The sequence below is a fragment of the Mesorhizobium sp. M2A.F.Ca.ET.042.01.1.1 genome, assembly GCF_003997405.1.
GTDB lineage: Bacteria > Pseudomonadota > Alphaproteobacteria > Rhizobiales > Rhizobiaceae > Mesorhizobium.
Window position 1 is genome coordinate 1 of sequence record NZ_RZRX01000234.1, and the last position, 10,323, is coordinate 10,323.

Annotated in this window: 9 protein-coding genes and 2 pseudogenes; 5 read left to right on the forward strand and 6 right to left on the reverse strand. The window is 65.1% G+C overall.

Features of this window, described 5'->3' with window-relative positions; genetic code table 11:
* The 5 genes and pseudogenes from EOA23_RS27000 to EOA23_RS27020 form a co-directional block, all read left to right on the forward strand.
* Window positions 1–464: pseudogene (locus EOA23_RS27000) on the forward strand (tryptophan synthase subunit beta); the annotation flags it as partial.
* A gap of 2 nt (window positions 465–466) precedes the next feature.
* Window positions 467–1,306 carry a tryptophan synthase subunit alpha gene (trpA, locus tag EOA23_RS27005; protein WP_127306386.1) on the forward strand — a complete coding sequence of 280 codons (840 nt, stop codon included), beginning with the start codon at window positions 467–469 and terminating at the stop codon, window positions 1,304–1,306.
* Window positions 1,307–1,401: 95 nt separating this feature from the next.
* Window positions 1,402–2,328 (forward strand): acetyl-CoA carboxylase, carboxyltransferase subunit beta, encoded by a 927-nt coding sequence (accD, locus tag EOA23_RS27010; protein WP_126063343.1) that lies wholly within the window; start codon window positions 1,402–1,404, stop codon window positions 2,326–2,328.
* Between the two features lie 136 nt (window positions 2,329–2,464).
* On the forward strand, window positions 2,465–3,790 hold the full coding sequence (locus tag EOA23_RS27015) for a folylpolyglutamate synthase/dihydrofolate synthase family protein (protein ID WP_127306387.1): 1,326 nt from the start codon (window positions 2,465–2,467) through the stop codon (window positions 3,788–3,790).
* Window positions 3,791–3,843: 53 nt separating this feature from the next.
* Entirely contained in the window at window positions 3,844–4,263 is a 420-nt protein-coding gene (locus EOA23_RS27020; protein ID WP_127306388.1) for a VOC family protein, read from the forward strand.
* A 12-nt stretch (window positions 4,264–4,275) separates the two neighbouring features.
* Here the strand turns inward: EOA23_RS27020 and EOA23_RS27025 are convergent, their stop codons facing one another.
* The 6 genes and pseudogenes from EOA23_RS27025 to EOA23_RS27050 form a co-directional block, all read right to left on the reverse strand.
* Entirely contained in the window at window positions 4,276–4,689 is a 414-nt protein-coding gene (locus EOA23_RS27025; RefSeq protein ID WP_127306389.1) for a type II toxin-antitoxin system VapC family toxin, read from the reverse strand.
* Entirely contained in the window at window positions 4,686–4,934 is a 249-nt protein-coding gene (locus EOA23_RS27030; RefSeq protein ID WP_127306390.1) for a plasmid stabilization protein, read from the reverse strand. The genes EOA23_RS27025 and EOA23_RS27030 overlap by 4 nt, the downstream gene beginning before the upstream one ends.
* Window positions 4,935–5,011: 77 nt before the next feature.
* Window positions 5,012–5,293: a cupin domain-containing protein gene (locus tag EOA23_RS27035; protein ID WP_040987071.1), complete on the reverse strand. Its 282-nt coding sequence runs from the start codon at window positions 5,291–5,293 to the stop codon at window positions 5,012–5,014.
* Between the two features lie 129 nt (window positions 5,294–5,422).
* On the reverse strand, window positions 5,423–5,746 hold the full coding sequence (gene trxA / locus EOA23_RS27040; protein WP_042637583.1) for a thioredoxin: 324 nt from the start codon (window positions 5,744–5,746) through the stop codon (window positions 5,423–5,425).
* A 74-nt stretch (window positions 5,747–5,820) separates the two neighbouring features.
* Window positions 5,821–9,333: a double-strand break repair helicase AddA gene (addA, locus tag EOA23_RS27045; RefSeq protein ID WP_127306391.1), complete on the reverse strand. Its 3,513-nt coding sequence runs from the start codon at window positions 9,331–9,333 to the stop codon at window positions 5,821–5,823.
* Window positions 9,330–10,298 (reverse strand): annotated as a pseudogene (locus EOA23_RS27050) (PD-(D/E)XK nuclease family protein); the annotation flags it as partial. The gene addA and the pseudogene EOA23_RS27050, both read right to left, overlap by 4 nt.
* Between the last annotated feature and the right edge of the window lie 25 nt (window positions 10,299–10,323).

The window sequence follows — 10,323 nt, forward strand, 5'->3', positions numbered from 1 at the left end:
TCCATCCCTTCCTTGACGACAAGGAAGTCCGCATCATCGGCATCGAAGCGGGCGGGCGCGGCCTCGACGGCGTCGAGCATTGCGCGTCGATGAATGCCGGCAAGCCCGGCGTGCTGCACGGCAACCGCACCTACCTGCTGCAGAATTCCGACGGCCAGATCCTCGACGGCCACTCGATCTCGGCCGGTCTCGATTATCCCGGCGTCGGCCCCGAGCACTCCTGGCTGCGCGATTCCGGCCGCGTCCAGTATGAGCCGATCCTCGATGACGAGGCGCTGGAGGCCTTCCAGCTCACCACCCGGGTCGAAGGCATCATCCCGGCGCTGGAATCGGCGCATGCCATCGCCCATGCGATGAAGATCGTGCCGAAGATGGACAAGGACCAGCTCGTCATCGTCAATCTGTCCGGTCGCGGCGACAAGGACGTGCATACGGTGGCGAAGATGCTGGGCATGGAGATTTGACAATGACCACCCGCATCGACCGTCGCATGGCGAAGCTCAAAGCCGAAGGCCGTCCGGCTCTGGTCACCTACATCATGGGCGGCGACCCCGATTACGAGACCTCGCTGTCGATCATGAAAGCGCTGCCCGTCTCCGGCAGCGACGTCATCGAGCTCGGCATGCCCTTCTCCGACCCGATGGCCGACGGTCCGGCGATCCAGGCGGCGGGTCTTCGGGCGCTGAAGGGCGGCCAGACGCTGGCCAGGACGCTGAAGATGGCATCCGAGTTCCGTGCCGGCGACGACGAGACGCCGATCGTGCTGATGGGCTACTACAATCCGATCTACATCTATGGCGTCGATCGTTTCCTCGCCGACGCCAAGGCAAGCGGCATCGACGGCCTGATCGTCGTCGACCTGCCGCCGGAAATGGATGAGGAGCTTTGCATTCCGGCGCTGAAAGCCGGCGTCAACTTCATCCGCCTGGCGACGCCGACCACCGACGACAAGCGCCTGCCCAAGGTGCTCGAAAACACCTCCGGCTTTGTCTATTACGTCTCGATGACCGGCATCACCGGCTCGGCGCTGGCCGATACCGCCAAGGTCTCGACGGCGGTAACCCGCATCAAGGGCCACACCGCGCTGCCGGTCTGCGTCGGCTTCGGCGTCAAGACCGCCGAGCAGGCGCGCGTCATCGGCGCCTCGGCCGACGGCGTCGTGGTCGGCACGGCGATCGTCAACGCGATCGCCAATGTGCTGGGGCCGAAGGGCGAGAAGACAGCCGATCCGGCCGAAGCCGTCGCCACGCTGGTCAGCGGACTCGCCCAGGGTGTCCGTTCGGCCCGCCTTGCTGCCGCCGAATAGCCTGACTATTCCTCTACAAGCAGTTCCGGACGGAAAATCGCCACAGACTTTTCCTGGAATTGCGTGAAGTCCTTTCCAGGACGGGAGCCGAAGCCATGAACTGGATCACCAATTACGTCCGCCCGAAGATCAATTCGATGCTCGGCCGGCGCACCGACATGCCGGAAAACCTCTGGATCAAGGATCCCGAGACCGGCGAGATGATCTTCCACAAGGACCTCGAGTCCAACCAGTTCGTCATCCCGGCCTCCGGGCACCACATGAAGATCTCGGCCAAGGAGCGGCTGAAATACTTCTTGGACGACGGCAAATACGAGGTGCTGGAAAATCCCAAGGTCGTCCAGGACCCGCTGAAGTTCCGCGACGAGAAGCGCTACACCGATCGCCTGAAGGAGGCCAAGGCCAAGACCAGCCTCGAGGATGCGATCCTCAACGGCGCCGGCACCATCGACGGGCTGCCGGTCATCGTCACCGTGCAGGATTTCGCCTTCATGGGCGGCTCGCTCGGCATGGCTGCCGGCGAAGCCATCGTGCACGCCTTCGAGGTCGCGCTGCAGCGCAGGCGGCCGCTGATCCTGTTCGCCGCTTCCGGCGGCGCCCGCATGCAGGAAGGCATCCTCTCGCTGATGCAATTGCCGCGCACCACGGTCGGCGTCGACCGGCTGAAGGAAGCCGGCCTGCCCTATATCGTCGTTTTGACCAACCCCACCACCGGCGGCGTCACCGCCTCCTACGCCATGCTGGGCGACGTCCATATCGCCGAGCCGGGCGCGCTGATCGGATTTGCCGGTCCGCGCGTCATCGAGCAGACCATCCGCGAAAAGCTGCCCGACGGTTTCCAGCGCGCGGAATATCTGATGGAGCACGGCATGGTCGACATGGTCGTCTCCCGGCTGGAGATGCGCCAGACCATTTCCCGGCTCTTGAAGATGCTGCTCAAAGTGCCGCCGGCCGACAAGCCGCTGGAGCCGGAGATCCTGCCGCCGGCGGTGGTCGGCGCCGAGTCACGGCCACAAGCCTGACACGATATCGGCCTGGCGCGACATCGTTCGCCGCGAACCGCGATTTGCGCCGAGCGTTGTCTGCTGTAGCCTCTTATTTGCATATGACCGTTCCGAGACCGATTCCCGGTCTCCGGGTCAGGCGTTAGGATTCGCCATGACAACGCTTTCCGCCGAACGCGAAATCGAACATCTGATGACGCTGCATCCGAAGGGCTTCGACCTTTCGCTGGACCGCGTCACCCGGCTTCTCGAACGCCTCGGCAATCCGCAGGACCGGCTGCCGCCGGTCATCCACATCGCCGGCACCAACGGCAAGGGTTCCTGCGCCGCCTTCTCGCGCGCGCTGCTGGAGGCGGCCGGGCATCTCGTCCACGTCCATACCTCGCCGCATCTGGTGAACTGGCACGAACGCTACCGGCTGGCGGCCGAAGGCGGCGGCAAGCTCGTCGATGACGATGTTTTCGCCGAGGCCATCGCGCGCGTCGCCGAGGCCAATCAGGGCCAGAAGATCACCGTCTTCGAGATACTCACGGCCGTCACCTTCGTCCTGTTCTCGGAGCATCCGGCGGAGGCGGCCATCATCGAGGTCGGTCTCGGCGGCCGTTTCGACGCCACCAATGTCATCAAGCGGCCCGCCGTTTCGGTGATCATGCCGATCTCGATGGACCACGAAGCCTATCTCGGCGACCGCGTCGAGCTGATCGCCGCCGAGAAGGCAGGCATCATGAAGCGCGGCTGCCCGGTGGTGATCGGCGCCCAGGAAAGCGAGACGGCGCTTCAGGTGCTGATTGAGACGGCCGAGCGGTTGGATTGCCCGACCTTTGTCTACGGCCAGGATTTCCTCGCTTTCGAGGAAAACGGCCGCATGGTCTACCAGGACGAGGACGGGCTGATGGATCTGCCCTTGCCGCGCCTGCCTGGGCGGCACCAGTACGCGAATGCCGCCGCCGCGATCGCCGCTGTAAAGGCGGCCGGCTTCGAGATCGGCCATCGCGCCGCCGAGCGGGCGATGACCCATGTCGCCTGGCCGGCACGCATGCAGAAGCTGACGCAGGGCAAGCTGGTGGACCTTGCGCCGAAAGGGGCCGACATCTGGCTGGACGGCGGCCACAATCCCGGCGCCGGCATCGTCATCGCCGAGGCCCTGGCCGAGCAGGAGGAAAAGAATCCGAGGCCGCTGGTGCTGATTTCCGGCATGATCAACACCAAGGACCAGACCGGCTATTTCAGCGCCTTCAAGGGCCTCGCCCGCCATGTCTACACCGTGCCGGTGAGCAACAGCGATGCCGGCGTGCCGAATGACGAGCTGGCATTGCGTGCGGAAGAGGCCGGCCTGTCGGCCGAGCCGGTCAGTTCCGTCGCCAGCGCGCTGATGCTGCTGCGCGACTCCTGGGACGGCCCGGCGCCGCGGATTCTCATCGGCGGCTCGCTCTATTTCGCTGGCGCCGTGCTGGCCGAAAACGGCACGCCGCCGACCTGAGGCCAGGTCGAGACAGCGCTGCGGATTTCGGCGGGGGCCGAAAGGAACCGGCCATGATCAAAGTCAGGCAGCTCGCCCATGTCTGCATCTTCGCGCACGACCTGGAGGCGACGCGCTCCTTCTATCGCGATGTGCTCGGCATGGACACAAGGTTCAATTTCCTGCGCGACGGCAGGATATTCGGCTTCTATCTCGATTGCGGCGGCCGCAGCTATGTCGAGGTGTTCGAAAAGAACGAGGCCAGCTACAGTGACCGCAACCAGATCAACCATTTCTGCCTGGAGGTGGAAGATATCGAGGCTGCGATCGCCCATATTCGCTCGCAAGGCGTCGCGGTCACCCCGAAGAAGCTCGCCTGCGACAACACTTACCAGGCCTGGATCAGCGATCCCAACGGCGTGAGGATCGAGCTCTTCGAATATACCGCCAAAAGCGCGCAGTTCGCCGGCGGCGATTGCGTCGCCGACTGGTGATCAAGGGGCAGCTCAGAAATCCCACGGCGAGATTAAATCAAGGCCAGCGGCGCTGAAGTCGCTCAGATTGCGTGTTGCCAGCCGACCGCCGTTGACGCGAGCGATTGCTGCAATCATGCCGTCGGGAGCCGACATGCCTCGGCCCTGGCGCTTGGCGGCTCCCATGATCTCGCCGTAAACCAGGGCAGCCTCTTCCGTCAGGCCAAAAATACGGTCGGCAAAGCGATGGCGCCACTGGGAAAGCCCTTGCTCCAGGCGGTTGGCGCGCTCGTCAGGCCGTATCTTTTGGATGCCGAAGGCGATTTCACCAATCGCCACAGTGGGAAGGGCAAGCTCCGCATCGTTCCGTACAAGCCAGGCCAAAACGGCTGCGTCGGGTGCCTTCTTGAGTGTCTCCGACATCACATTGGTATCCACGAAGATCAAAGTTCTGGCCCCGTGTGAACCTTGCGGTCTTCGCGGATGATTTTCTCCAGATCGATGTCGGTGCCATTCGCTGCCGCCAAGCGAGCGTAGAAGGTGGAGGCGGGTTCGCGTCCAGCTTCCCGAACCTCATAGGATTCAAGCGCGCGTTCGACCACATCGGCTATGGAGCGATTTTCTCGACGAGCAAGTCGGTGAGCAAGGTCCCGCGCCTTTGCGCTACGGACTGAGAGCTGAGGTTCGGCCATTTGAAACTCCGTTTGACGGGAATATAGGCCAATTGGCTTTAGCCATCAAGATGGCAGATGATGGCTAGCCAACTCGCCTACTTCAGCTCGATCTCGATAAAAGCGTATTCGCCGTCATTGGCGTTGATGACGTCGTGCTCGACGCCCTCGCGACGGAAATAGGGCGCCCCCTTCTTCATTTCGGCGAAGGATTCTCCGTCCTTGGTCACCAGCTTTACCTTGCCGTCCATCAGCGGCACGACGACATAGTCGTGACCATGGCGGTGCCAGCCGGTGTTGGCGCCCGGCGCGAACCGGTATTCGGTGACGATCACGCGCTCATTGTCGACATGGACTGTGGCCTTGGCTGTTCCGGTCATCGCGTTCTCCTTTTCTTGTAGAAGAGGAGATGGCCGGCGCGAACGTCAGGGCCAGGGCGCCATGAGCGATGGCGCCAAAGAAAAGCCCGGCGCGATGGCCGGGCTTGATCTTGAACCCTTCGGACCGGCTCAGGCGAGAGCGCCGTTGATCCAGTGCGACAGCGCCGTCTTCGGCGCGGCGCCCACCTTCATGTCGGCCACTTCGCCGCCCTTGAAGATCATCAGCGTTGGGATCGAGCGCACGCCAAACTGCGCGGCAAGCTCGGGATTCTCATCGATGTTGAGCTTGGCGATCTTCACCTTGGAGCCGAGCTCCTTGGCGATCTCTTCCAGCGACGGGCCGATCATCTTGCACGGGCCGCACCACTCGGCCCAGAAATCCACCACGACCGGCTCCTTGGCGTTGAGCACATCGGCCTGGAAATTGCCATTGTCGACCTTGACGGTGGCCATGCTGAAATCCTTTCGAAAACTCGGGTTGCCCCAAATGTGGTGGTTGCGGCGGCGATGTTCAAGCAGTTCTTGTGTCACGCTCCCGTGAGTCGGGCAAGGGCATCGTCCATGGCCCTGGCCGGCAGCTCGATCAGCCGCGGTGCCTCGGTGAACAGCAGCGCCGCCGTCACCGCGCGTCCCGGATAGAGCGGCTCAAGCAGCGCGCGATAGAGCGCAAGCTGCAACACATAGGCGGGCGGCACTTCGGCAAGGTCTTTGGGGGCCGGCCGGTTGGTCTTGTAGTCGACGATCGACACGTTTTGCGGGGTAACAGCCACCCGGTCGATCTTGCCGGAGATGGAACGCAGCCTGCCCTTCACCTCCAGGCTGCCCATGATCGCGACCTCCGCGCGGGACGACGGCGAGAACAACGCGCCGAAGCGGTCGTCGGACAGGATGGAGAGCACCGCATCCATCGCCCTGTCGCGCTCACCATCTGGCCAATCTGCGCCGGTGCGCGCCAGGTAGCGCTCGGCCGAACCGTGCCTTTCCGTCTCGGCGATGCCGGGCAGCATCTGCAGCAATTTGTGCAAGGCAAGGCCGCGCACGACCGCGAAGCCGGGCTCGGCGGCAGCGTCGAGCACCGGCGAGCGCGTATCGGGAATAGCGTCGTTTGCTTCCTCGATCAGCGCCGAGGCGCCGGAGGGCGAAAGCGGACGCGGCAGCTCCTCATAGGGCGGCAACGGCTGGAAAAGGGTGTCCGGCAGCGGCGCAAGATGCTCGATTGGATGCTCGGCTACGCCCTCCGCCAGCGCCACCGGCGGTAGTTTCGTCATATGGAAGCGATGCACCGCCACATCGGCCGTCGCCGGATGACGCCGCTCGGAACTCTCTGGCGCGCCCAGCAGCGCGCGGCTGACGATCGAATGCCAGGTGCCGGGGCTGGGCTGCCGCTTGCCGTGATAGCCACAGACGATCAGCCGGTCCTCGGCGCGCGTCATGCCGACATAGAGCAGCCGCCGGTATTCGTCGTCCGCCAGCTCGCGCGCCCGCACCGAGGCCGCCTTCGAGACGCCATTGGCGACATCGCTGGCCGAGCGCCACAGATAGCCCTTGCCTTTCCATTGCCCGCCTGAGCTCTCGAACGGCATCAGCCTGGGCAGATGCTGGTCGCTGAACGGCGCGGAGCCGCCATCGACGAGGAAGACCACCGGCGCTTCCAGGCCCTTGGCGGCATGCACGGTCATGACGCGGACCTCGTCGCGCGTCTGGTCCATCTCGCGCTTGATCTCGGGGCCCGCATTCTCCAGCGTCGACAGGAAGGATTCCAGCCCCGGCAGTCCGGTCCGTTCCTCGGCCAGGCAAAAGCTCAGGAATTCGTCGAGGATGTCGCCGGCTTCGGGTCCAAGCCGCGCCGTCATCTTGCGGCGCAGCCCGTCGCGCGCCAGCGCCGCGGCGTAGAATTCGAAGACCGGCTTGAACGCCACCTCGGTTGCCCAGCCATCGAGCCGGCTAACAACAGCGGCGAGGGAAACATCCTCGGCCGCGTGATGCCTGAGCGAGGCAATCAGCGACTGGCCCTTCGGCCTTTGGCCGGCAAGCGTCAATAACGTCTCCTCGGAGACCTCGAAGATGGGGCTGCGCAGCACCGCGGCCAGGGAAAGATCGTCTTCCGGCTGAATCAGGAAATGTCCGAGCGCGATCAGGTCCTGCACCGCGATATGGCCGGGCAGGCTGAGCCGATCTGCGCCGGCGACCGGGATCTGCCGGTTCTTCAGGCTGCGCGACAGCGCATGGACGAAGCGGTCGCGCTTGCGCACCAGCACCAGGATGTCGCCGGCGGTCAGCTTCCGGCCCTTGCCTTCGATCACCTCGCCTTGCTTGAGCCAGGTCTGGATGGTCGTGGCGACATGCTCGGCGACGCGCACCGCGGGGGCGCTGGCATGGTTGACCGGTAGCGTCCAATCGTCCGGCTCCTCGACCATTTCGGCGCCGACCGAAGGCCACACCTCGACATAGCCGGGCGCGTCATTGCGGATCGCCTTGTGGCTGAGCGGATCGGGATCGTGGCTGATGCCGCGCCGCACGCCGGGTTCCGCGAAGACGCGGTCGACCGCGGCCAGCACATCGTCGCTCGACCGGAACGACCAGGTGAGCTTGAGATTGGCGAAGGCGGCCTCGGCGTCGCGCACGCGCCCGGCAAACAGCTGCCGGCTTTCAGCAAAGGAATCCGGCGCTGCCCCTTGGAAGGAGTAGATCGACTGCTTCTCGTCACCGACGGCAAACACCGTGCGCCTGACTGCCTCGCGCTGGCCGAGCCCGGCAAAGAACTCTTCCGTCAGCTTCTTCACCACCTCCCATTGGTCCGGGCTGGTGTCCTGCGCCTCGTCGAGCAGGATATGATCGATGCCCTGGTCGAGCTTGAACTGCACCCATGGTCCGGCATCGGGCCGTGACAGCAGGCTCACAGTGCGGGTGATGAGGTCGTTGAAGTCGAGGAAGCCGCGTCCGCGCTTCAGCTGCTCGTAGCGCGCGATCAGCCAGCCCGCGACGGTGAGCGCCGCCGCCGTGCCTTCCAGCATGCGGAACAGCGCCAGCCGGTCCGACACGTCGAGGATAGCCTTGACCGTCGCAAGGTAGCGGTCGGGCAAATCCGGCAGCCGGTCGGCCAGCGCCTTCTTGAAGATCTTGGCCGGCTCATAGGGGTCGCCGTCGGCCTTGAGGAAGGCCTTTGCCAGCAGCCGCAGCCGGCGGATCGGGTCGGCTTCGGCGAAGGCGCCCCTGGCATAAGGGATGACATTGTTCAGCACCTGCCGCGCGTCCGCGGCTTCGGCGGCCTGCGCGAATTCGGCGAACTGGCGGAGGTCGAAGCCAGGCAGCGGCCATAGCGAAGCGGCGATGCCCTCGGCCGTCTGTCCCGGCCTGAAGCCGAATTCGGCGAAGAGCGGCCGGAAATCCCGATCCCTGCCGAGCTTGGCGATGAAATCGCGCAACTCGTCGCGCTTGCCGACGATCTCGGCAAGCAGGGAATCGAGACCGAACTCGCCGCCGCGCTCCAGCACGGTGGCGAAGGCTTCCGCCAGGCCTTCGTCGCCGGCGCCAGCGCCCGAGATCATGTCGCGGCGGGCATCGGCGAACAGCGAGGCCTCCATCTGCGGATCGAGCATCTCGAAATGCGCCGGGATGTTGGCTTCGAGCGGGAACTGGTGCAGCACGGATTCGCAGAAGGCGTGGATGGTCTGGATCTTCAGCCCGCCCGGCGTCTCCAGCGCCTCGGCGAACAGCCGGCGCGCGCGCCGCATCATGTCGCGGTCGGCGCCGCGGCCGTCCAGCGCCGCGATCCTGACCGCCAGCTCCGCATCGGGCAGCGCTGTCCATTCGGACAGGGTCGAGAACACGCGGTTCGACATGTTGGCGGCGGCAGCCCGCGTGTAGGTCAGGCACAGGATCTTCGACGGATCAGTGCCGTTGAGCAGGAGCCTAATCACGCGCTGCGCCAGGACATGCGTCTTGCCGGAGCCGGCATTGGCCGACACCCAGGCGGAATAGGCAGGATCCGAGGCGCGCGCCTGGCTGGCGGCCGTATCGGAGGGGATCGGATATTTCATCCTTCCGCCTCGTCTTGGCTGGCGCCGCCCGCCGACCATTCCAGCACACGCGCCAGATGATCGTAATCGCCGTCCGCCTCGCCCTCGCGGAAGGGAAGGGCGCGCGACAGATAGCCGGTGGTCGGGTCGGCATAATGGAACAGCAGCCGCTCTAGCCGCGCCCAGGCTTCCTCGGAAAGGTCGTTGGCGGTGCGGGGCTTGCGGTTGTATTCGAGGATCGATTCCTCGAACACCTCGCCATTCGGCTTCAGCCGCACGAAGGCAAGCTGCGAGGGCTCGCGGATGCCGAGTTCCCTGAACGCGCCGCGCCTGAGCAGCGCGCCTTCCAGCGCAAGCTGCGGCGACAAAAGCGTGTGCGCCTGCGCTTTCGAGGGCGAGGAGCCGGTCTTGTAGTCGAGTATGTCGGCCATGCCGCCGGCCAGCAGGTCAACGCGGTCGGCATAGCCCGACAGCGTCACGCCGGTGCGGCCGACCACAGTCTTCTCGGCGCGTTCCTCGGCATAGCGCCTCGCGACGGCATCGGCGCGGGTGTGCTCCCACTCGATGATGTTCTCGGCGAGCTTTTCGAAACGCGGCCACCAGACAGCCTCGATGTCCGGCGGAAGCTTTGCCTCGGCAAAACAGAGGCGGCCGGCTTCGATGAGGCTCGAGAGCGCATTCGGCGCCCTTGGATCCTCCACCCGCCGCGAGAACAGATGCAGGACCTCGTGAAACAAAGTGCCGCGTTCGGCGGCGCCCGGATCGCGGATCAACGGCTCGAGCGGCGAGAGCCCGAGGATGCGCCGCGCATAGACCGCGTAGGGGTCGCGTCGCAGCGTCTCGATCTCGGTGACCGAGAAATGCTGCGGCCGCATGCTGAGCGGCGGCCTGGGCTGCGGACGGGCGGCGAAATCCTTCTTCTCGCCGGCATCGATCGAGCGCGCCCAGCCAAGCAGCGCGTCACCCCGCCCGCGAAGGGCCGCCGCTCAGCATGCGGCCGCAGCATTTCTC

What these genes read in the sequence shown, in the direction of transcription:
- trpA (WP_127306386.1), top strand. Translation starts at nt 467, where the DNA reads ATGACCACCCGCATCGACCGTCGCATGGCGAAGCTCAAAGCCGAAGGC.
- accD (WP_126063343.1), top strand. Translation starts at nt 1,402, where the DNA reads ATGAACTGGATCACCAATTACGTCCGCCCGAAGATCAATTCGATGCTC.
- EOA23_RS27015 (WP_127306387.1), top strand. Translation starts at nt 2,465, where the DNA reads ATGACAACGCTTTCCGCCGAACGCGAAATCGAACATCTGATGACGCTG.
- EOA23_RS27020 (WP_127306388.1), top strand. Translation starts at nt 3,844, where the DNA reads ATGATCAAAGTCAGGCAGCTCGCCCATGTCTGCATCTTCGCGCACGAC.
- EOA23_RS27030 (WP_127306390.1), bottom strand. Translation starts at nt 4,934, where the DNA reads ATGGCCGAACCTCAGCTCTCAGTCCGTAGCGCAAAGGCGCGGGACCTT.
- EOA23_RS27035 (WP_040987071.1), bottom strand. Translation starts at nt 5,293, where the DNA reads ATGACCGGAACAGCCAAGGCCACAGTCCATGTCGACAATGAGCGCGTG.
- trxA (WP_042637583.1), bottom strand. Translation starts at nt 5,746, where the DNA reads ATGGCCACCGTCAAGGTCGACAATGGCAATTTCCAGGCCGATGTGCTC.
- addA (WP_127306391.1), bottom strand. Translation starts at nt 9,333, where the DNA reads ATGAAATATCCGATCCCCTCCGATACGGCCGCCAGCCAGGCGCGCGCC.